The 21,201-nt window shown below is 61.3% G+C and carries 23 protein-coding genes and 3 tRNA genes; 9 read left to right on the top strand and 17 right to left on the bottom strand.

What is annotated here, in order from left to right:
- Position 1 precedes the first annotated feature (1 nt).
- Together PJL15_RS07530 and PJL15_RS07525 are read right to left on the bottom strand one after the other, a co-directional pair.
- Positions 2–1,021 (bottom strand): carbohydrate ABC transporter permease, encoded by a 1,020-nt coding sequence (locus PJL15_RS07530; RefSeq protein ID WP_432443804.1) that lies wholly within the window; start codon positions 1,019–1,021, stop codon positions 2–4.
- Between the two features lie 88 nt (positions 1,022–1,109).
- Positions 1,110–2,402 (bottom strand): ABC transporter substrate-binding protein, encoded by a 1,293-nt coding sequence (locus PJL15_RS07525; protein WP_281450558.1) that lies wholly within the window; start codon positions 2,400–2,402, stop codon positions 1,110–1,112.
- Positions 2,403–2,692: 290 nt separating this feature from the next.
- Here PJL15_RS07525 and PJL15_RS07520 point away from each other — a divergent pair, with 290 nt between their 5' ends.
- Positions 2,693–3,094 (top strand): helix-turn-helix domain-containing protein, encoded by a 402-nt coding sequence (locus PJL15_RS07520; protein WP_281450557.1) that lies wholly within the window; start codon positions 2,693–2,695, stop codon positions 3,092–3,094.
- 5 nt (positions 3,095–3,099) lie between these two features.
- Here the strand turns inward: PJL15_RS07520 and PJL15_RS07515 are convergent, their stop codons facing one another.
- The 8 genes from PJL15_RS07515 to PJL15_RS07480 form a co-directional block, all read right to left on the bottom strand.
- Positions 3,100–3,789: a DNA alkylation repair protein gene (locus tag PJL15_RS07515; protein ID WP_281450556.1), complete on the bottom strand. Its 690-nt coding sequence runs from the start codon at positions 3,787–3,789 to the stop codon at positions 3,100–3,102.
- Between the two features lie 36 nt (positions 3,790–3,825).
- Entirely contained in the window at positions 3,826–4,128 is a 303-nt protein-coding gene (locus PJL15_RS07510; RefSeq protein WP_281450555.1) for a hypothetical protein, read from the bottom strand.
- A gap of 88 nt (positions 4,129–4,216) precedes the next feature.
- Complete coding sequence (locus tag PJL15_RS07505) at positions 4,217–4,828, bottom strand: hypothetical protein (RefSeq protein WP_281450554.1); 612 nt, start codon at positions 4,826–4,828, stop codon at positions 4,217–4,219.
- On the bottom strand, positions 4,825–5,472 hold the full coding sequence (locus tag PJL15_RS07500) for a DUF6286 domain-containing protein (RefSeq protein WP_281450553.1): 648 nt from the start codon (positions 5,470–5,472) through the stop codon (positions 4,825–4,827). Before PJL15_RS07500 ends, PJL15_RS07505 begins: the two co-directional genes overlap by 4 nt.
- Positions 5,469–5,849, bottom strand: a complete 381-nt coding sequence (locus tag PJL15_RS07495) for a hypothetical protein (RefSeq protein WP_281450552.1) — start codon at positions 5,847–5,849, stop codon at positions 5,469–5,471. The genes PJL15_RS07500 and PJL15_RS07495 overlap by 4 nt, the downstream gene beginning before the upstream one ends.
- The gene (locus PJL15_RS07490) at positions 5,846–6,037 is read right to left on the bottom strand and encodes a DUF2273 domain-containing protein (protein WP_144661797.1); all 192 of its coding nucleotides are present in this window, start codon (positions 6,035–6,037) and stop codon (positions 5,846–5,848) included. Before PJL15_RS07490 ends, PJL15_RS07495 begins: the two co-directional genes overlap by 4 nt.
- Entirely contained in the window at positions 6,034–6,480 is a 447-nt protein-coding gene (locus PJL15_RS07485) for an Asp23/Gls24 family envelope stress response protein (RefSeq protein ID WP_281450551.1), read from the bottom strand. Before PJL15_RS07485 ends, PJL15_RS07490 begins: the two co-directional genes overlap by 4 nt.
- Before the next feature lie 136 nt (positions 6,481–6,616).
- Complete coding sequence (locus tag PJL15_RS07480; protein ID WP_281450550.1) at positions 6,617–7,120, bottom strand: hypothetical protein; 504 nt, start codon at positions 7,118–7,120, stop codon at positions 6,617–6,619.
- A 184-nt stretch (positions 7,121–7,304) separates the two neighbouring features.
- Here PJL15_RS07480 and PJL15_RS07475 point away from each other — a divergent pair, with 184 nt between their 5' ends.
- Both PJL15_RS07475 and PJL15_RS07470 read left to right on the top strand, forming a co-directional pair.
- Positions 7,305–7,979 (top strand): DUF6318 family protein, encoded by a 675-nt coding sequence (locus tag PJL15_RS07475; protein WP_348651478.1) that lies wholly within the window; start codon positions 7,305–7,307, stop codon positions 7,977–7,979.
- Positions 7,980–8,197: 218 nt separating this feature from the next.
- Positions 8,198–8,923 carry a hypothetical protein gene (locus tag PJL15_RS07470; protein WP_281450549.1) on the top strand — a complete coding sequence of 242 codons (726 nt, stop codon included), beginning with the start codon at positions 8,198–8,200 and terminating at the stop codon, positions 8,921–8,923.
- A 25-nt stretch (positions 8,924–8,948) separates the two neighbouring features.
- Here PJL15_RS07470 and PJL15_RS07465 read toward each other — a convergent pair whose 3' ends face one another.
- Positions 8,949–9,818, bottom strand: a complete 870-nt coding sequence (locus tag PJL15_RS07465) for a glycerophosphodiester phosphodiesterase (RefSeq protein ID WP_281450548.1) — start codon at positions 9,816–9,818, stop codon at positions 8,949–8,951.
- A 27-nt stretch (positions 9,819–9,845) separates the two neighbouring features.
- On the bottom strand, positions 9,846–10,595 hold the full coding sequence (locus PJL15_RS07460) for an MgtC/SapB family protein (protein WP_281450547.1): 750 nt from the start codon (positions 10,593–10,595) through the stop codon (positions 9,846–9,848).
- Between the two features lie 551 nt (positions 10,596–11,146).
- Between PJL15_RS07460 and PJL15_RS07455 the strand changes: the two genes are divergently transcribed.
- From PJL15_RS07455 to PJL15_RS07445, 3 genes are read left to right on the top strand one after another with little or no spacing between them, the layout of a single operon-like run.
- Complete coding sequence (locus tag PJL15_RS07455; RefSeq protein WP_281450546.1) at positions 11,147–11,989, top strand: carbohydrate ABC transporter permease; 843 nt, start codon at positions 11,147–11,149, stop codon at positions 11,987–11,989.
- Positions 11,986–12,867, top strand: a complete 882-nt coding sequence (locus PJL15_RS07450; protein WP_281450545.1) for a carbohydrate ABC transporter permease — start codon at positions 11,986–11,988, stop codon at positions 12,865–12,867. Before PJL15_RS07455 ends, PJL15_RS07450 begins: the two co-directional genes overlap by 4 nt.
- 48 nt (positions 12,868–12,915) lie before the next feature.
- Positions 12,916–14,280, top strand: coding sequence for an ABC transporter substrate-binding protein (locus PJL15_RS07445; RefSeq protein WP_281450544.1), 1,365 nt, complete (start codon positions 12,916–12,918; stop codon positions 14,278–14,280).
- Between the two features lie 133 nt (positions 14,281–14,413).
- Here the strand turns inward: PJL15_RS07445 and PJL15_RS07440 are convergent.
- The 3 genes from PJL15_RS07440 to PJL15_RS07430 form a co-directional block, all read right to left on the bottom strand.
- Positions 14,414–14,489, bottom strand: a tRNA-Phe gene (locus PJL15_RS07440).
- 46 nt (positions 14,490–14,535) lie between these two features.
- Positions 14,536–14,609: transfer RNA gene (locus PJL15_RS07435), tRNA-Asp, on the bottom strand.
- An 84-nt stretch (positions 14,610–14,693) separates the two neighbouring features.
- Positions 14,694–14,766, bottom strand: a tRNA-Glu gene (locus PJL15_RS07430).
- Between the two features lie 315 nt (positions 14,767–15,081).
- Here PJL15_RS07430 and PJL15_RS07425 point away from each other — a divergent pair.
- Positions 15,082–16,023 (top strand): DMT family transporter, encoded by a 942-nt coding sequence (locus tag PJL15_RS07425; RefSeq protein WP_281450543.1) that lies wholly within the window; start codon positions 15,082–15,084, stop codon positions 16,021–16,023.
- A gap of 61 nt (positions 16,024–16,084) precedes the next feature.
- Here the strand turns inward: PJL15_RS07425 and PJL15_RS07420 are convergent, their stop codons facing one another.
- Positions 16,085–17,008, bottom strand: coding sequence for a PfkB family carbohydrate kinase (locus PJL15_RS07420; protein ID WP_189019644.1), 924 nt, complete (start codon positions 17,006–17,008; stop codon positions 16,085–16,087).
- Between the two features lie 90 nt (positions 17,009–17,098).
- Between PJL15_RS07420 and PJL15_RS07415 the strand changes: the two genes are divergently transcribed.
- Together PJL15_RS07415 and PJL15_RS07410 are read left to right on the top strand one after the other, a co-directional pair.
- The gene (locus tag PJL15_RS07415) at positions 17,099–17,560 is read left to right on the top strand and encodes a metallopeptidase family protein (protein WP_281450542.1); all 462 of its coding nucleotides are present in this window, start codon (positions 17,099–17,101) and stop codon (positions 17,558–17,560) included.
- Positions 17,561–17,570: 10 nt separating this feature from the next.
- On the top strand, positions 17,571–18,491 hold the full coding sequence (locus tag PJL15_RS07410) for a cation diffusion facilitator family transporter (RefSeq protein WP_281450541.1): 921 nt from the start codon (positions 17,571–17,573) through the stop codon (positions 18,489–18,491).
- On the opposite strand, the gene PJL15_RS07405 is transcribed toward PJL15_RS07410, so the two are convergent.
- On the bottom strand, positions 18,488–21,163 hold the full coding sequence (locus PJL15_RS07405) for a PEP/pyruvate-binding domain-containing protein (RefSeq protein ID WP_281450642.1): 2,676 nt from the start codon (positions 21,161–21,163) through the stop codon (positions 18,488–18,490). The genes PJL15_RS07410 and PJL15_RS07405 overlap by 4 nt on opposite strands.
- Positions 21,164–21,201 lie beyond the last annotated feature (38 nt).

Raw genomic sequence — 21,201 nt, 5'->3', positions numbered from 1 at the left:
CTCACTTCGCCTTTCCGGAAGATGTGGCCGCATCCACCGCGTTCGCCCCAAGGAAGCGGACGAAGATAAACGCCACCAGGAAGATCACCAGGAATGTAATGGTCGATAGCGCCGCCGCTGTATTGAACCCTTGCCTGATTTGTTGGACCACCAGGATGGACAGCGTGGTGGTGCCGTTTGCGCCCTGGGTCATGATGGCGGGGAGGTCGTACATACGTAGTGCGTCAAGTACACGGAACAGGATGGCTACCATCAGCGCCGGCTTCACCAGAGGCAGGGTGATCAAGCGGAACCGCTGCCAAGTGGATGCACCGTCAACCTTGGCGGCTTCATAGACTTCGTCGGGAATCAGTTGCAGGCCTGCCAGGATCAGGAGGGCCATGAAGGGCGTGGTCTTCCAGACGTCGGCAATGATGATGGCCCACTTGGCCGGCCATTCCGAACCAGTCCACAGGATCTGGGTCCCGAACAGCTTGTTGGCAATGCCTTCGAAGGCGAAGATGAAGAACCAGAGCTTGGCGGTGACGGCCGTCGGGATGGCCCACGGCACCAGGACGGCTGCACGGATCAGGCTGCGGCCACGGAAGGCGCGGGCCATGATGATTGCCATCCAGAAGCCAAGGACAGTTTCAAATGCAACGGTGACCACCGTGAAGAAGAACGTGGTGCCCATGGAGTCCCAGAACTGGGCTCCCAGTGTTCCCGGAGGGCAAGCAACCGAGCCGCCGCCGGGGGCCGTGCATTGCTGCAGCAGCCAGTGCGTGTAGTTTTCAAATCCGGCGGGACCGCCTTCGGAGAAGAAGCCCGTGGCCGGATCGAGGCCGGAGTCCTTCTGGAAGGACATGATGATGGCGTTGAGCACCGGGTAGATGATCACAACCGCCAACAGGATGAGCGACGGCGCCAGGAGGGTGTACGCCCAGCGGCCCTGCGTGAGTTGTTTCCGATCGGCGCTTTCGCGACTCGGCATCGTATGCCCGGCGGTCGCCGTCGCATCTGGTTTTTGTAGTTCTGTTGACATGTCAAGACTCCTGTCAGGGAGAAGGCCGTGGCCGGCAGTCCGGCTGCCCGCCCCTCAGGGACAGGCAGCCGGACTGAAGCCCGGGTGGTTACTTAGCTCCGGCCGACTCAATAGCCGCTTGCATGTCGGAGATGGCCGAGTCCACGGTCTTCTCTCCCTTGAGGGCGGCGTAGGCGTTATCCTGCACAGCCTTGGTGACGGCGGGGTAGAACGGCGTCACGGGACGCGGAACCGCGTTCTCGATGGACGTCTTCAGCACCGGGAGGTACGGCAGCTTGGTCACGAGTTCCTGATCGTCATACAGCTTGGTCAGGACCGGGGCCAGCGAACCCTGGGTGGCGTAGAAGCGCTGGGTTTCCTCGCTGGTGATGAACTTGATGAAGTCCGCAACCGTTGCCTTGTTCTTGGAGTACACGCTCATGGCGATGTTGTGGCCACCAAGCGAGGAGGCACCGGGGCCGTCCTTGCCCGGGAGGGGAGCCATCTTGAACGTGTCCTTCACCGTGGACGAGCCATCGGTCTTGGCCAGGTTGTAGACATACGGCCAGTTGCGGAGGAAGAGGAGCTTGCCGGCTTCGAAGGCTTGGCGTCCCTGTTCTTCCTGGAACGTGATTGCTTCGGTGGGGATGTTTCCATCCTTGTATGCCTGGACCAGGTTGTTGAGGCCGGCCTTGGCTTCAGCGGAGTTCACAGCTGCCTTGCCGGAATCGTCAACGATCTTGCCGCCGGCGGAGTTGATGGCTTCCGCGGCGTTAACCGTCAGGCCCTCGTACTTCTGGAACTGGCCGGCATAGCAGCCGATGTTGTTCTGCTTGGCGATGTCGCACATCTTCATCATCTCGTCCCAGGTCTTGGGCGGGGTGGTGACCAAGTCGCTGCGGTAGTAGAGGATGCCACCGTCCGAGCTCTGTGGGGCTGCGTAGAGGGTGTTGTTGTACGTGGCGCTCTTGACCGTGGACTCAAGCATGCCGTCAGTCGAGATTGCGGTCTTGTCCTTGAGCGGCTGCAGCCAGCCCTTGGCGGCGAATTCAGCCACCCAGATGAGGTCTACGCTCATGACGTCGTAGTTGGCGTTCTTTGCCTGGAAGTTCTGAACCAGGTCGTCGTGCTGCTGGTCGGCCTGGTCAGACTGCTCCTTGAACGTTACTTTCTCGTCCGGGTGTGCAGCGTTCCACTTTTCGATGAGCGGCCGGACAACGTTGCTGTTGTCCTTGCCTTGGACGTAGGTGATCGGCCCGCGGCCGTCAAGGTTGTTGGCTGCGTCGCCGCTGGCACCTCCGGAGCTGGTGCCGCCGCCACCCCCGCCGCCACCACAGGCGGTCAGGGACAGAGCCAGGACTCCGGCGACAGCTGCCGGAAGCAGGAACTTTTTGGATTTCATGCTGGGAACTCCTCGGTGAGTGGACCAGGTTTTTCCGCGGTGCGGTTGATGTGGTGAGGCTCACAATAGTCATGACGCGACGGAAAATGCAAGCGCTTACACGCGCCGTGACCACAACGATACAAAGTAGCCTGATAATTTCCGTCGCGAGGCTCACGGAGGGTGGCCATATCGCGGCGATTTGCATAGCGCTCGAGCCTGCCGGGATACGGCTGAGGTGGCCAATTCCCGCCGAACGAGATCCGACCCCGATTTGTTTACCCAGTATTGCCTATGGAACAGTGGGAAGCGTGGATGAACTCGAAGCATTGCAGACCATTGGACGGCTCATCAAAGAAGAGCGCCTCGCCCAGGGTCTTAGCCAGGTGCAATTGGCCAAACAGGCAGGAACTGCCATCAAGACCGTGCGGACGCTGGAATCGGGTACCCGGCGTACCCAGGAAATCAACCAGCGCAAGCTTGAGCATGCCCTGGGTTGGCGGGCAGGATCGGTGTCCGAGGTCCTCAAAGGCAAATCGAATTTCGCTCCCGACATGATCACCCCGGACGACATGCGCTCCAGCGACGACGCCCGGCAAGGACCACCCCGTGTTGCCGTTCCCGCAGCTCCCGTCGCCCGGGCTTCCCACCTCTCCGACGAAGAGCTCCTCGCAGAGCTCACCTACCGGATGATGCACCGCAACAGGGGCTGATCGTTTCAGGTGCCCGCTTGGCGCCTGACCATCTCGTTGATCCAGATGGGCGCAAAGGGGGACGTGCAATTGGGCGGTGTTGGATAGTCCTTCAACACTTCCAAACGCTCGCCAATGTCCAACGCACGGGAGCGATAGTCCGGATATCCAATGCCTATTTGTGCCAGGCAGTTGTTCATTGCCCACTGAAGACGCTCCGGGGCGTCCTTCATTTCGGCCTCAATAATGTCCAGCAGTTTCCCCAGGTCCAAGCCTTCGGGCTTTTTGACCACACGTTCGGCGGTCAAAGCCCAGCCCGCACTCGCCACCACAGGATCCGGGTCGGCAAACCATGAAACCCTCAAGCCCTCCGCGAACGGGCTTTTCTTGACGACGTAATTCACCAGCCAGTCATGGACCTTGGGTATCCGGGCTTCCCGTAGCATGGTGTCCAGTTCGCCTTGTTTGAAGGCCTTGGGCCGGCAGATTAGCAGTGACAGGAGCCGGGCGGCGGTGTCGCCTGTACCCCACAGTTCACGGGCCAGGTCCGGCTGTACCTTCACGCGTTTGGCAATGGCCCGCAGCTTGCCGAGGTTAACCCCGTGATCATCGCCGTGCTTCTCGTTGACCTCGCGTGCGCGGGGATCTTCCAGGGCAGCAAGCTCCGCCATGACATCTTCCACCATGGACGAGTCCAGCACGTTTGATCCAGCCATTACAATCTCCAGTCCACCAGTTGGCAGAAATCCGCCCTATTTACCGCCCTTGAATAGGCCGGCAATCTTCGATCCGATATCTTTGACGTTTTCGGCCACATCGCCGACAATTTCCTTTGACTTTTCCGCGACGTCGCCGGCCAAATCCTTGGCATTTTCACCAACATCCCCGGAGAAGAATTCCTTGACATTCTCCGCAGCTTCGCCAGCGAATTCCTTCACGTTCTCCACGGCCTCACCAGCAAATTCCTTGGCGTTCCCAAGTGCTTCGCTTGCGGCGTCCTTCGCGTTCGATGCCCCGTCATTCACGGCGTCGGCTCCAGTGTTTTCTTCAGTCATGGTTTTCTCCCCAGTCGCGGTGTTGCGTTGCCTTCCAAACGGAGGTTGTCCCCCGTTGGTTTCAAACTGTTGTGCAGGCTCCCCATCGTCAGCGGACCCGTTCGGCCTTGGTAAACCGCGACCTCGCTCCGGAAACCATGTGGACGAGGACAGGCGTCTTTTGCCCGATGACGAGATCCAGCGCTTCAACCAGTTGCGAGACTTCAGCTGCAAGGAGGTGTGGTGCCACGCCTTGCCGCGGTTGAATCCGTATTCGAAGGCCCGGTTGACCCCTGAATTCGTACGTCGCTACCGACGCCCCGGCAAGGTCGGTTCTCTCCGATAAGGCAGCCCTGAGCGCCTGTTCGGCCACGCCACCGCCAATCCTGACTTCGCCGTCGACGTCGCTGTCATCCTCGCTGGCCACCAGGAGGTTGGCCCGCCCTTTGCCCTGCTGCGAGAGCCACGCAATCATGGCGACGATGATGGCCACCAGGACCACGCCCGCCACGATCCACAGCCAGCTTTCTTCACGTCCGGGAAAGCGGGTCTGCCGGAAAGCGTCCTCTGCCCCGGCCCAAACGCCGGCAGCCCAACCGTGCCACCATGTGGCCACCGCAGGGACAGTAGCCAGCAGCACCAGCAGAAGACCCACGGCCAGCAGTTTTATGCCAATGATGAAGAGCAATACGCGGTTCAGCGCCCGAGGTGTCCCGTTCACGCCCCGATCACCCCCGACGACGAAAGGTTGACCCGCACAGCAGGCATGGGCACCGGCGACATTTCTTCAAGTTCAGCCTGCACTGCCGCGAGCACGGCCTCCTGGCTCACCCGGCTCCCCGACGTCGGCCGTACGTTGACCACAACTGTCTGGCGGGAAACCACCACCATGACCTGCTCCTGGGTAACATTGGCCGCCGTCCGCGCCCGACGGGCCAGCGACGATGCCAGCACCTCGTCATCAACCACGACGGCGGTGCGCGGGTCACGCAGCAAATGGCGCGCGCGCCTCCCCGGCAGCACGGCCTGGAGGAAGAAGAAGAGTCCCACCATCGCGATCACGGCGCCGCTGGCACCCAGCAGGAGGGGCGAAATGCCCGCAGGAAGGGCGATGATCCGTTGCGCCGCAGTAGTGGGATCCACGAGCCAAGGCGGCTGGCCGACAGCACGAACCCCTGCTTCCAGCAAAGCGTAAACGCAAAGAATGATGACGAGCACCGCGGCAATGACAGCTGCAGCGGCCCGCGATGAATGGGTCTCGCGACGCAGAATGCGGCTCATTTCCGCGTCTTCTCCCGCTACAGGCGTAGCGCCGTGGTCCGGGCCGGCTGCCCGGAAGTTCTCTGTTTCCTGGTCCTGGGTCATTGAACGCGGCCTCCCTCCCTGACGTGCGCCCCGCTGATCCTGATGTCCACCCTGCTTAGCTGGGAGCCGCTGAGCCGGGTTACCGTCTCCAGGACTCGGGCCTTGGCAGCCACGGCACGGTCCCAGATGGAGCCGCCAAAACCTTGGACGCGCCTTGGGTCCCGGAGTACTTCCGTCAAAGCCGGGACGCTGATGGGCGCGACAATCGACAAAGCCAGCAAGCCGTCGTCGTCCGTCCAGTCGGCGCGGATGTCACTGGCCTCAACGCCGAGTGCCTCGGCGGCAGCGGCGCGGGCCAGGGAAGTCAAAGCCTGGGTACTGATCCGGTTATGGCCGGCCAGGCTGGTGGTGTATTCCACAGCCTCAGCCACGCTCATGACGAAGAGCGCCGGCCCGTAATGGCGTCAAGGACGCTTCGGAGATCCAGTTTTCCGTCGGCGGCGCGGCCCAGCAGTGCTCCGATCCCCATGAAGAGAAGGGAGATTACGAAGCCCCATAGCCCGAACGAGAACGACATGAACGCCACAAAGGCCCCGATCGCGATTCCCACAACGGTCATGCTCACTGGAGTGCCTCCCTTTCCACCACGACTGTCTTGGCTCCGGCCTGCTTGGCCGGCGGCGCAATGAAGACATCGGTGATTTCGATGTTCACTTCGATCACCTGAAGGCCTACGAGTTCTTCGACGGCGCGGAACACCGCAGCGCGGACCTGGTTGGCGACGCCATGCAACGGATGGCCGTAGAGGGCCACCAGGGTGATGTCCACGGCCACTTGCGTTTCGCCCACCTCGGCGCGTACGCCCGCTGCGTGGTCCGAACTGCCCACGGCATCACGGATTGCGCCTAGAGCCCGCGATGGCCCTGAACCCAAAGAGTAGACCCCGGGCACTGAGCGGGCCGCAATGCCCGCCACTTTCGCCACCGCCGCCTCGGAGATGATAGTGCGTCCGGTACCGGAGATCTCGCCCCCAGGCACAGGATCCGGCTGCACGTTCTGGACTTCCATGGAGCACTCCCCTTCTCTTGAGTACCACCCTAGCGTCTAGTTACGACGCTTTGGAGACAAGGGGCGCGCGCGGCGCTGGCGGCTGCGGCTTGCGCGGCGCTCCCGCGCAGACGCGCAGGCCTGCAGGTGCTCAGACCTAGGAGCAGTTCTTTTCTGTCCAGTCCTGGATGGGCTTCATGAGTTCCTCGAACTGGCCGTCACCGTACTTGCTGAAGTCCGATCCCGCGGACTCCGTGAACGTCCTCAGTTTCTCGAACGACGGCTTCAGTTCCTCAGGGACCTTGCCCTGCATTTTCGACAACTCGTCCTTGGCCTTCTGGATGTCGTCCGGATTTCCGCCGGTCATGGCAGCCAGCGGGAGGATGGTGACGCTCAGCATGGTGGCGCTGACGGACAGGCACGCTTCCGACATGGACGTGAATTGGCCATAGATACCGTCCGTTCCTCCCGACGGGTTCGAGCTGGGGGCGCTGGCGGAGGCAGAGCTTGAACCCACTTCCGCGGCGGGAGCTTCGGACGACGGCGTCGTCGTGTTTTGGGCGGCCGGTGACGGCGCGGAACAAGCGCTGAGCGTCAACATTGCGGCAAGTCCCGCAGCGGCTACAACGCGACTGGATTTGGACAGGCGGGACCGTTCCATGGTGATCATAATTCCCCCAAAAGGATGCATGCGGTGACAAGCTGGCGAGCCAAGAATACGTCGGCGACAGCCCCGAGGCCATAGACGAGTTATCCACAACCGCCATTTTTGGGCTGGGAGGCGGCTGAAGACCACGCCTAGACTGGCCGACACGTCACCTGAAACAGCTGCTGGGGAGCTTGCCATGCCACGCGTTCTGTATGCCTTTTTATTGTCCTTACGTGCGCGAACCTTGGTGCTCTTCGTTGGGATAGCGATGCTTCTCAGTGGTTGCCAGGGCGGCTCCAGCCCCAGCGCGCCTCCTTCGGATATAAGCACGACGACGGCGTCGCCCACCTCAAGCGAGTCTGTCACCCCTGTTTTAGCTGCTTCGGGCAGTCCCGGTGTTTACAAGCCCGCAGATGCGAATGGCAGGGCGCAGAACGTGCCGGTTCCCGTGATGCCCGAGCTCGCGAAGGAGAACTCAAAGGCGGGGTTAGAGGCGTTTATTGGGTACTGGTATGCAACCTACTCCTACGCGATAGAAAGTGGTGACCTTACGGAATGGACAAAGATCACTAATACGACGCTTCCGGTGGCCATCGCCCACTCTGACTCGGTCCGACAGAACTACATCGAAGGCAGGTGGCTAGCAGGAGGCCGGCTAACAACGCCTGTAGTTGATGTCACGTGGATCAACGGCGCAGCTCAGATTCAGTCAGCTAAGGTCCAGGTTATCCAAGAGGCAATCCAGTATTACGATGCCGTTGGCACCAAGGGGCAGGCGGATTCTGCTGCAACCAATACGGCCGACGCCGTCTTCTCAAAATTTGTTGAAGGCCGCTGGCAGGTTGCCGACTACGGATCGATAGTGGGCTAGCTATGAAGCGACTGACATCGTCTGGCGCTGTTCTACTCCTACTTCTTCTTCAGATCGTATTCGTCTCCAGCGCCGCAAAGTCAGACGAGACACGAGTAAGCGCCGACCGACACAAACGACAGATAGAAGTCGGCGCCACATTTGTCTTCAACCCCGAAACCGGAAAATCTGAACCGAAGCCCGGGACGTCTCCCACCACTGAGGATCCCTATCAATACATGGCCGACGTTCACTGCCGCTCCGGGGGCTCCGACACTCCTGACAAGGGCTGCCTCACTTTGAACTGCCCGCCTAACACCCCCGGCGGCGAAGAAGGCACACCCGTGATCTGGCGGCAGGCTCCAAAGTCGATCACGAATCCAGTGTGGACCGACTACCCCGCCATCAGCGGACCTACCTGCCTGTACGACCCCCAACCCGAGAACGTCCTCGCCAACATCGCAGCCCGGATCCTGAATGACTTCCGCCAACTCCCCATCAACCCAGGAACCCTCGAAGCCCAGCCCTTCCCCCACACCCTCAAAGGCGGACCCACCAACTTCTACACCACCGCCAGCACCCAAACCTTCGACCTCACCATCCTCGGCCAAACAGTCCACCTCACAGCCACCCCCACCAACTACACCTACACCTTCGGCGACAGCACCACCCTCGGACCCACACCCACCACCGGCTACCCCATCCCCCAAACCGAATGGCTCACCAGCCAAACCCGCACCAGCCACAGCTACACCGAAACAGGCAACTACCCAGCCACCGCCACCACCAACTTCACCGGCACCTACTCCGTCAACAACGGCCCACCCCTACCCATCAACGGAACCCTCAACCTCACCACACCACCGATCACCATCCACGTCTGGAAAACAGAACGAGCCCTCGTCGCCGATACCTGCCAACAAAACCCCAACTCCTGGGGCTGCCCCAGCACAGAAGACAAATGACAGAACCCCAATAACCGGGAACGGTTCAGGAAGGCGGGCCCTCCAACATCGGCAGGCAAATCGGCCTGCTCTCCGGTACGGCCTGCCCCAAGCCCTGCAGCGAGTCCCTGGCCAAGGCGATGTCGTTGACGCAGATCCCGTCTACGCCGAGTCCGACAGCCTCAGCGATTTGTGCGGACGTTGTTAACGTCCACGGATACACCTTCAAACCCGCAGCGTGGGCCATGGCCACGAGCTGAGGGTTCAGAAGATCGACGTTGGGCGCCACCGCGGAAGCGCCGCTGTTGATCGCAGCCTCTATGAGCAATCCGGACTCAAAGGGGTACAGGCCAGGAGAAGGAACCAACACTCGCCGGCTTAGGGCGACCATGGGGATATCGGGCAACATGGCTGCCATTGCCCTGACAATTTGTGGATCGAAACTCCGGACGCGGATGGCCTGTTCGTGCCGGTGGGCTTGCAAGACAGCGGACAATGCCGTCACGATCCTCTGGCCGTATTCGTCGAAGAGGACGCCCTCAGTCTTGATCTCGATGTCAAGGACCACGTCGGTGGCGCCTGCAAAACGCAGCAGGGCCAGAAGCTCGGAGAGCGTCGGCGTTCGAATTTCGATGTCGACGTCGGTCGTCGTGGCCGGGTGCTTTTCAACCACTGAGTGACGGAGAAGGCTCTGCCGGATGTCCAGGCCACCGACAATGGCATCGTGGCGCAGCGCAAGTTGAGCATCTGAAGTGAGCCAAATGTCGACTTCGATCGCGCCCACGCCAAGCCGCAAGGCTTCGACAAAACCGGCCATCGTATTCCCATGGCGCGTGGCGAGTACGCCGCGATGTCCCTGGATTTCAATCGCGGACGCGACCCCTCGGGGTGAGGTGGAAACGGTCATCTCGGACATGGATGGTCCTTTCACGGGCGACGATCCCTAATCGGTTTCGTCTACGAGGGAAACTTCGGTAACTGAAGGGAGTTGAGACAAACGGCCAACGATATTCGCTGGCGCCAAGGCCCCTTCTATTTCCAATTCGATCTCGATGAACTCCGCCATTGTCAGGGCCTCATTTATTTGTATCCGGCTTTCCACAGCACGTTTCGTTTCTTGTGAACCTCGCGTTGTAGTGAATCCTTGGACACGGAATCCTTGCTCCGTGCACGTACGAAGCACGTCGCGCAATGCTCCAACTCCGTCCAGATAGGTGACACGCAGGAGCCATTGGTTTGGCAGACCAAACCGCAGCCTCCCGGTCACCCAAGGGTAGAAGTACACGATCACAAAGTGGGCTGACGTTACAAAGACCGCGGGCACGACCAGCCCAGCGCCAGCAGAGGTACCGACGGCGGCCGTCACCCAAATGGAGGCCGCTGTCGTCAGGCCCCGGACTTGGTTACGCCGAACGAAGACCAGGCCCGCCCCAATGAAGCCGATGCCGGACACTACCTGCGCGGCAAGCCGCGACGGATCGAGTCGCACGAGGTCGACCATCAGGACATCGCTGAACCCGTATTTGCTCACCACCATGAACAGCGCTGCCCCCAAGCCCACCATGGCATGAGTTCTCATTCCGGCGGACTTGTTCTTGCTCTGCCGTTCAAACCCAATAGCTGTGGACAACACGAGTGCTACGGCAAAAGCCACACACATCTGCCACCACTGGGTATCTGCACTGAAAATCACCGAATTTGCTCCTGTTCATGAACTCCGCTCGCAAACCCCCGTCGGCACAGCCATCCGAGGGGAATTCCTTGGGGCGACGGGAATTCCAAGATGGCTGGCGGAGCGATTGAGCGCCGGCTACTACCGGAGCCACCATCGGCGAAAGGTCTGGAAACTTTCACCGACTGGCTTGACCATGTGGCGGCTACAAGCCCGGCGGTTTTGTAAGGACGTTAGCACATGTCCGCCGAGCCGTACCTCCGGCTATTTCTGAGTCGGTCTTGCGCTTATCGGCTGCAGTGGGTAATTTGACTCACGACACAAAGTTAGATTGTCAGGTCAACCGCCCAAAGACCTCATCTGGCTTCCAATGAACGCTGCCCAGACTGCGATGACGATGAAGTCAGAGGTCTGCGGTGAGCGTTGTTGACGCTAATCATTTAGGCGAAACCGGCACTGAGCCGCCGGATAAGGCAAGTAGTCATTCCCCGGCGTCAGGTGCCACCCCGGCGAACAGTCTTCGGAAAAACCGCCGTTGGAACGGACGTACCCGACGCGATGCATGGACTTTTGTGGCCTTCGCGGCCCCGAACGTCATCCTGATCATTCTCTTCACCTATCGTCCGTTGATCACCAACATCTACTTCTCCACCCTCGACTGGACGCTCGGGGCGGCTTCCGCCACGAGTGTGGGGCTGGGTAACTACGTTGAGTTTTTCAGCTCCCCCGATGCGGCCAACGTGTTGGGCGTGACCGCCATTTTCACCGTGACAACCGTGGGCGGTGCAAGAGCGCTGGGACTGCTGGTCGCGTTGGCTCTGAACCAGAAGTTAAAGGGGCGCACCTTCGCGCGAGCCGTGGTCTTCGCGCCGTATGTCTTATCAGGCGTCGGCGTCGGGCTGGTGTGGCTCTTTATCTTCGACCCAACTTACGGCGCATTGTCGTGGTTCCTTCGTTCCCTCGGTCAAATCAGCCCACAGTGGGTCAATGATCCAAAGTTGGCCTTGGTCATGATCATCGTCGTCTATATCTGGAAGAACCTTGGCTACTGCGCGGTGGTGTATCTGGCGGGCCTCCAGTCGATTCCTCCCCAGTTGATGGAAGCTGCTTCTTTGGATGGGGCCACCAGCTTCCGCCGTTTCCGGACAATTGTGGTTCCGCTCCTTTCGCCGACGACTTTCTTCCTGCTGATCACGTCACTGCTGAGTTCGCTGCAGGCCTTCGACATCATCCGGATCATGACACCCTCCGGGAACGGGACAAGCACACTCATCTTCGACTCCTACGTCCAGGCATTTGGCTCCTACAACAGGGCAGGCTACTCGGCCGCCATTTCGGTTGTGCTGTTCGCTGGTTTGCTCATAATGACGGCCGTGCAGTTGAGGTTCGTCGAACGAAAGGTTCATTACTCATGAGAACGAAACCCGCCCAAGACCCTCCTCCACGCGTCCGGTCCCTGTCCTGGCGGAACCTGGGCATGACAATCGCCGGCGGCTACATCCCGCTCGCACTCGCAACCCTCGTTGTCTTTGTGCCGCTCCTCTGGATGATGATGTCTTCGCTAAAGGCACCGGGTGAGATTGTGACCACCGGCCTTGCGCTCCTGCCCAAAAATCCCGGCCCCCAGAACTATCTGGACGCGACCTCGACTGTGCCCTTCCCCAGGTTTTTCCTCAACAGCGTCATCGTGACTGCTGTTGGTTCAGCGCTCAAGTGTGTTCTGGCAATTTTCACAGCCTATGCGCTCGTCTTCGTCCGGTTCCCCTTCAAGAGAGTTATTTTCCTTTTGATTCTCGTGGCCCTCATGGTCCCGCCACAGGTTTCCGTGCTCCCGAACTACGTGCTCATCGCGAGCATGGGCGGTCTGAACACGTACTGGGGAATAATCCTCCCCGGTTTGGGCACGGCCTTTGGCACGTTCTTGCTTCGCCAACACTTCCTTACCCTGCCGCCCGCAATTCTCGAATCTGCCGAGATCGATGGTGCCGGCCATTGGCGAAAGCTGTGGAAGATCGTGGTTCCGGTTTCCGTGCCAAGCATCGCGACAGTCGGCCTGGTAACCATCGTTTCCGAGTGGAATGAGTACATCTGGCCCCTCATCGTGACCGACCATCCCGACATGATGACCCTGCCCGTTGGGTTGACACAGCTGGTCAACAGTGACGGAAGCACCCAGAACTGGGGCATGCTCATGGCCGGCGCCGTCATCGTGTTGCTTCCGATCCTCGTCATATTCGCGGCCTTGCAGCGATACATCGTCTCAGGACTTACCCAGGGATCAGTCACCGGCTGACAGGCACCCTCACTTATCTTCAGCAACCAACAGAAAGGCAACTTCCGCATGTCCAAAGAGTATTCGCGCAAGCAGTTCCTCGCCGTCGCAGGAGCAAGCCTCGGCACCCTGGCAGTCGCAGCGTGTGCAGGACCGTCCACCGACGGAAGCTCAGCGGGTAAGCCGTCGGCGTCAGTGGATTGGTCCAAAATCAAACCGGCCGCAAGTATCAGTTTCATGTCCAGCCATCCCGGGAAATCGCGGGATACAGAGCTGAAGCTGATTGAGTCCTTCCAAAAAGCCCATCCGAACATCACAGTGAACTTGATCACCGGCGGTGCCAACTACGAGGAAGTTGCTCAGAAATTCCAGACATCCCAGGCCGGGAACGAGGTTCCTGACGTTGTTGTGGCCTCGGACGTGTGGTGGTTCAGGTACGCGGTTTCGGGGACCATCCTACCTATCGATGATCTCCTCAAAGCCGTCAACGTGAGCTCCTCCGACTACGTCGCCGGCCTCATCAGTGACTACAAATACGACGATTCGCAGTGGGCCGTCCCATATGCCCGGTCGACGCCACTGTTCTATTTCAACAAGGATCATTTCAAGGCGGCGGGAGTACCGGAGCAAGCGCCCAAGACGTGGGCGGAGTTCGCCGAGTGGGCCCCCAGGATCAAGGCCGCGAACACGTCCTCCCCCGGGTACCAAAATGCGTACCAGTACCCCGCAATCGCCGGATATGCAGGCTGGACTCTCCAAAACGTGCTGTGGGGCCAGGGCGGCGGATGGTCAAAGGAATGGGACATCACGGCCGACTCCGAGGCTTCGGTAAGGGCACTCCAGTGGGTGCAGGACTCCATTGTTAAAGACGCTTGGGCCGGTGTTTCGTCCAAGAATGCGATCACGGATCTGCAGGCAGGGGCGGTCAGTGCCACCATCAGTTCCTCCGCGGATCTCGCGACGACGCTTAAGGCGGCCAAAGAGGCCAACATGCGGATCGGCGTCGGATTCCTGCCGGGCGGCTCAGCGAGCCAGTCTCCCGTGTGTCCCACGGGCGGTTCGGGCCTGGTGATCGCCACCAAGACATCGCCGGAGCGGCAGCTGGCGGCCGCCATGTTCATAACGCACATGACAAATGCCCAGAACACAGCAACGCTGTCTGCGGCCACCGGATACGCTCCTGTGTCGGAAGCTGCGGACATTTCAGCCATCCTCAGCCAGACACCGGAGTTCGCAACCGTGGTGGACCAACTGAAGGTCACCAGGACCCAGGATTTTGCCCGCACATTCCTGCCCGGTGGCGACCAAGAACTAGCCAAGGCGGCAACGCGGATCATGAACGAGAAAGCAGATGTCAAAGCAACGCTGACAGATCTCAAAGGAACTCTGGAAGCCATCTACACCAAAGATGTGAAGCCGAAGCTGAAGTCGTAGCAGCGGCGCACCAGAATCGGTTGACGCCGGCACCACCCGGGTGCCGGCGTCGGCCGTTTTGCATGACAGCTTTTAACCCAAGCCAAGTGTTAAAGAAGAAAAGCACCAGTTCCGAAGAACTGATGCTTCCCAGTGGTGGCTCCGACCGGCGTCGATCCGGTGACCTTTCGATTTTCAGTCGAACGCTCTACCAACTGAGCTACAGAGCCTAGGTGACATGTCACCTTGAGAACCGAATTTCTTCGGCACTCAGAGCGACCCTGACGGGACTTGAACCCGCGACCTCCGCCGTGACAGGGCGGCGCGCTAACCAACTGCGCTACAGGGCCTTGCGTTTGCAGTATCTCTACCGCGTTTTTTTCAAGGCTTCTAGCTTACCAGACTTTTTTCATCCGATTTACCACTTCCTTGCGTACCCCCAACGGGATTCGAACCCGTGCCGCCGCCGTGAAAGGGCGGTGTCCTAGGCCGCTAGACGATGGGGGCCTGAACTCAATTCGGATTTCGCAAAGAAAAAGGACGCTCTACGCGTTCTTTCCGTGTCTCGCTCGTCCGAACTGGACTCTAAAACTTTAGAGCATAGATGCCGATATTCCCAAATCGAGGCTTGAGCGCCTCCCCGGACGCTCGATGCAGAGGGCGGTGAGGGGTGAGGTCCCACCCTTTTGAGGGCTTGAAAGAGTTGAGAGGTCACCCCTCGTGGCGCCCTCGGACCGGCGACGCCGAACATTGGCAGGATCTTGTCCTACCGCGTCCGAAAACCGCCAGCCGCCCTGGCCGATCCCCGGATAGATTTGGCTCATGACAACCACCTCCCCGGCCGAACCCGGCCAACCATCCCCAGGCTTGCCCCCGCGCACCACCCCCGCGCCGGGCGCAACCATCAGCAAAGCCGGCATTGCGGCCGTCATCGTCACAGTTGTCCTTTGGGCTTCGGCCTTCGTGGGCATCCGCGCGGTCGGCCCAAGCTTCTCCCCCGGGTCCTTGACCCTGGGACGGTTGGCGGTCGCCGCCGTCGTGCTTGGCATCGTGGTGCTGCCGACGCTGAAAGTCTGGCCGCGCGGCCGGGAGTGGTTGCCGATCGCGGCCTACGGGGTGATGTGGTTCGGTGGCTACAACGTTGCCCTGAACGCAGCCGAACACCTCCTCGACGCCGGAACCAGCGCGATGCTGATCAATGTCTCGCCCATCCTCATCGCCATCCTCGCCGGGTTCTTCCTCAAGGAGGGCTTCCCGCGGTGGCTGCTGATCGGCAGCGGGGTAGCGTTCTGCGGCGTCGCGATGATCGCCTTGGGTTCCGGACAACGTTCGACGGCGGATGTCGCCGGAGTGTTGTTGTGCCTGCTTGCCGCTGTGCTCGCCTCGGTGAGCGCGATCCTGCAGAAACCGGTGCTCCGCAAATTCTCCGCGGGCCAGGCAACCTGGTTCGGCATCATGGTCGGTGCCGTTTGCTGCCTGCCATGGGCGGGCCAGCTGGTGTCCGAGGTCCAGGCGGCACCGCTTCCAGCCACGCTCGGCCTGGTGTATCTCGGCATCTTCCCCACCGCAATCGCCTTCACCACCTGGGCCTATGCGCTCTCGCTGATCTCGGCTGGGAAGCTGGCTGCCACGACGTACCTGGTCCCGGGCACGACAATCCTGATTTCCTGGGCCGTCCTCCAGGAAGTCCCCAGCATTTGGGGACTGATCGGTGGCGTGGTGTGCCTGGTTGGCGTGGGACTCACGCGGCGCCGCTCGGGCTGACCAGCAGACAGCGATAACCCAGCCGCCCTGGCTGACCCCACAGCCAGGGCCAATCCTGCAGCTAGCGGGCCATCTCCGCCAAAAGCTCCCGGTGTGTGGGCGGGTTGGCCCCTGGCCGCCCAACAGTAATGGCCGCTGCCATCGACGCGATGTTGCCGATCCGTTCAAGCACAGTCGGCGCCAGCCCGTCACTGCCACGCAACAAGAGCCCCATGATGAGGGCCGACATGTAGGAATCGCCCGCGCCGATGGTGTCGGCCACCGTGGACGGCACGGCGCGGACACGGAGCTGTATGTGGCGGGTGGCCATCAGGGAGCCTTTCGCCCCCTCCGTCATGACCGCCAAGGTGGTTCCCAACGTCAGCAGGTGGCTCGCGATGTCCTCGAGCGCCTTGCCCGGATAAAGCCAGTGGGCGTCAGAAGCGCTCATCCTGACGACATCCGTCAACGGCACAATCTCCTCAAACAAAGCCAGGGCCTCGTGATGGCTGCCCAACAGGTCGGTGCGGATATTGGGGTCATAGGTGACCAAGCAGCCACCCTGCGCCTGCTCCAACAAACTCCGGACCACCCCTGCCCCTGGTTCCAGGAACGTGGCGATGGACCCGGTGTGAAGGATCCTCGGTGCATACGGCAGGGCGAGCGGCGCCAGCGCCCACTCGATGTCGAACGTATAAGCGGCCGAGCCGTCGGCAGCTATCCGGGCTGTCGCCGTCGCCGTCTTGCCCATCGATTGGGACCCGGGCAGCAGCACCACGCCGGCGCTCTGGAGGTGTGCTGCAATCGCGTCACCCCGCTGGTCGCGGCCGATCGCCGTCAAAAGGCCGGCTTTCACATCCAGCCGGCCCAGCCCGTAAGCGACGTTGGTGGGCGAGCCGCCGGGGTACTCGGCTTGTCCGTCGGGCGACTGCACGATATCGATCAGCGCCTCACCCACAACGACGACGTCGAGGGGTTCAGACAGGGGGGAAGCGGTGGAAGTCATGCGGTTCCTGTGTCTATCGGAAAGGGACTGAGTTCAGTATCCCTCATCACACGGGGCGCCATTACTGCCACGGGAGACTAAAGTCGAGTCATGCCCGCGAATCTTCCTCCCGGACTTCCCATAGTTCCCGACGGCGAGCGGCCGTTTTCGCCGTTGCCGAACCGAAGCGGCGCGCACCTCCCTCCGTTCGAGATGTCGCCGGAGGATTTTGAGGAAGCCGTCAGCGATGCCCTGCAACTGATTCCAGCCAAAGCCGCCCGTGCCATGGACAATGTGGCAATCTTCATTGAGGACGATTACACGCCGCAGCCGGGCGAGAACCCGGACACCGTGTTGTTGGGGCTGTACGAGGGCGTGCCGCTGACCGAACGGGATTCGTGGTGGGACGCCGGCTCCCTACCGGACCGGATCACCATTTTCCGCCAGCCCATTTTGAATATCTGCGGTAGCCGGCAGGAAGTCATCGACGAGGTTGCCATCACCGTGGTCCACGAGATCGCGCACCACTTCGGGATAGACGACGACCGCCTGCATGAGCTCGGCTGGGGCTAGCCTTATAACCATGGGGCATGATCACAACCACTCGCACGGCGTCACTGCAACCGGCAAGCACCGAAAACGGCTGATCGCCGTCTTGTGCATCACGCTGGGCGTGGTGGGCATCCAGGTGATTGGCGCCGTCGTCTCCGGTTCGCTGGCACTGCTGGCCGATGCCGGACACATGCTTTCCGACGCCGCAGGCGTCTTCATTGCGCTGATGGCCGCATGGATCGCCACCCGACCGGCCAGTGATCAGCGGACCTACGGCTACCAGCGCGCCGAGGTCCTCGCGGCATTGGCCAACGCCCTGATCCTCATCGTGATCGCGGTGGTGATCATGATCGAAGCGATCAGGCGGTTTGGTGAAACCACCGAGATCCATACTGACGTAATGCTGTGGGCCGCCATTCTGGGCGCTGTTGCCAACCTGGTCTCACTGCTGATCCTGCAAGGAGCCCAAAAGGAAAGCCTCAACGTGCGGGGCGCCTACCTGGAGGTCCTGGGCGATCTCCTGGGTTCCATCGCCGTCATCGTGGCAGCGATCGTCATCATGACCACCGGATTCTCGGCGGCCGACCCCATCGCCTCGGTGCTCATAGCCCTGATGATCATTCCCCGTGCCTGGCATCTGCTCCGCGACGTCGTGGATGTACTCCTTGAAGCCACGCCAAAGGGCGTGGATGTGAACATGATCCGCGAACACATCATGGCCGTTGACGGCGTGGTGGAGGCGCACGATATCCACATCTGGACCATCACTTCAGGGGTTCCCGTGTTCTCAGCGCACGTGGTGGTGGAAGACGACGTCCTTAACGCCACTGGAGCAGACAGCATCCTGGACCAGTTGGGATCCTGCCTCGGCCGGCATTTTGACACCGAACACTGCACGTTCCAGTTGGAGCCCGTCAGCCATTCCGAGCACGAATCGCACCAGCACGCTTAGACGGTGCTGTTTTCTGCGCCTTCCGGGTCTTCCGTGCCGACCGTTCCGGCCCCGCCGTCGACGGTGATGAGCTGGCCAGTGCTTAGCCGGATTGTTGCGTCCGGAACTCCCACCACAGCCGGGATTCCGTACTCACGTGCCACCACAGCGCCATGCGAATTCGGGCCGCCCATCTCCATGACCAAGCCGCCGGCGGTGAGGAACAGCGGGGTCCAACCCGGGTCCGTGGACGGAGCCACGAGAATCTCGCCTGGCTCCAAATGCGCCCCGACCGGGTCCATGATGACCCGTGCAGGTGCGGTTACCAGCCCTGCCGACGCCGGACTGCCGGACAGGGTGCCCGGGCGCTGTTGAACGTTGGCCCCCGCTGCGGCCTCAGGCTCCGTGCCGTCGGACAACAGCAACCGGGGAATGTGCCTGCGCCGGAGTTCTTGTTCGTAGGCCGCCCGGTGCCCGGCAACTGCACCACGCCGGTCCTCGCCCGCCAAGGCATTTTCAACGGCGTCCAGGTCCAGGAAGAAAACGTCCTCCGGCTGCTCGATCCGTTGCGATGCTGCAAGTTCCTGCCCCACCAGGAGCAGCTGTTCCCGGGCCGCGGCGATTCCCAGAATGAGGTTGTACTTGGGCAACTCCCGCAAGCCTGCGAATCTTCGCGTCCGGTCCAACGCTGCGCGCACCACCAGCGCATGGAGCGGGCTGATGGATCTGGCACGGGCCACGAACCTGGCCACTTGCTTGTCGGCTTCCCCGGCTGCCTTCCGGAACTGCTGGTGGGGGTCCCCGGAACCTGGCTGGAGCCTCAGATAGTTGGCGAGAACGCCCAGGATGTGGGTGGGATTATCTACCCATCGGGGCATGCCGAGATCGATCTCCGCAACGGCGCGAAGCCCGAAGGTACGCAGGAACCTATCCAGGCCTGCTTGGGCCACCACCGGCAGTGTGGCGTCCCGATACTGTTCCACCAGCGTTTCCGCCGTTTTACCCGCCATGGAGGCAGCGGCGTCGGGATCTTCCCGGATCTCCGAAGCGAGCTGCCATAGGGCCAGATCCATCTCCGTGGTGACGTTGTTCGGCAGTCCACGTATCACGGCCTGAAGTTCGTCGTACGAGGCTTGTTCACCAAGAATCCGCCCCACAAGCGCCAGCAGAGCAAAGCCCAGGACCGGAAGGGGCAACACCTGGGGCACTGTGGCAAAGACTTCCGCGCCAAGGATTCTTTGGACATGGGCTACCCGCTGATGGGCGGTGGCCTGGGCTGGGACTGTGATGGTTTTCCGGAGATCCGAATTGAGTCGCTCCACACGGTCCATGGCAGCTTCCGGGCGGAACAAGCCCAGGAACAGCGTTTCCGGAACGCGGTATTTGGCGGCCACGGGGGCAACGTGGCGGATGAGCTTCAGCGGTGTCCTGCTGGTCACCGAAAAACGGGGGTCACCGAACAAGCCCCGCATCAACATGGCTGACCGGGCTTCCATGACATCGAATACCCGGGGCACAATTTTCCGGCCCACCCGACTCCGCAGCGCAGACGTCAGATCGAAGAAAATACGCTGGCCGGCCTCGTAATAGGGCGACGGCCCCGATCTGGGATCCGGGACAGCGAAACCTGCGGTTTTGGCAACACACGAAGCTATGAGGCGGATGCCGGCCAGGCCCATGGGCGTCAGCGGCCTGGTGAGGCCTTGGGCGAGGCTGAAGTTCAAGAAGGCATGGACTTCGGGCGCCGGAGGCCTGCGCGTGGTTTGCGGGTAAAGGGTGGTGATGGGCCGGGCCTGGGTCAGCCATAGTTTTCCGTCGGCATCCAGGGCCCATTCCGTGTCCTGGGGAGCCCCATAGTGTTTTTCCACCACTTGGCCCAGCCCGGCAAGATCCCTGATCTGCAGGTCACTGAGGCAGGGTTGAATAGCTGCTTCCTGGCGGGCTTCCTGGCGGGTTCGTTCCACCCGTTGCGTGCCACCTCCCGGCATGGACCGGATCTCCACCTGCCGGTCGCCTACCGCACGTTTCAGAATGGAACCACTGACCGTGTCCACGATGTACTGGTCCGGATTCACGGCGCCCGACACCACGGCCTCCCCCAGACCGGGGCTCGCATCGATCACCGACTCGGATCTTTTGCCCGTTACGGGATTGGCTGTGAACATGACACCTGCAACGGTGGAATCCACCATCTCTTGGACGACGACAGCCAGGGCCGCAGAAGCGTGGTCAATGCCGTTGGTGGCCCGGTAGGTCACGGCACGGTCAGTCCACAGCGAAGCCCAGCAGCGGCTCACAGCGTCCAATACCGAGTCCACGCCCACGATGTTCAGGAAAGTGTCCTGTTGACCGGCGAAGCTGGCGAACGGCAGGTCTTCGGCTGTTGCGGAGGATCTGACTGCAACCGGGACCTCATGCCCCAACGCCGCATAGGCGGACCGCACCGCTTCAGCGATCTCCGCAGGGACACCGACGTCGAGCACCAGGGAGCGGGCCTGCCCGGCGAGCTGGTTCAGCTGCGGAAGGTCCACTGTGCTGGTCGACTCCAAGGCCGAGCAGACCTCGTCCAGGCCACTGGTGGACAGTGCGCGCCGGTAGGCATCCGTGGTCAGGCAAAAGCCCGCTGGCACGGGCAAGCCGGCGCTGGCCAACTCGCCCAGGTTCGCGGCTTTCCCACCCACCTGGGGAAGCATGGTCCCACGGATGTCCGTAAGGTCCAGCGTGAACACCG

The organism is Paenarthrobacter nitroguajacolicus (assembly GCF_029952445.1).
Lineage (GTDB): Bacteria > Actinomycetota > Actinomycetes > Actinomycetales > Micrococcaceae > Arthrobacter > Arthrobacter nitroguajacolicus_B.
This window is presented reverse-complemented; position numbering and strand designations above follow the sequence as displayed.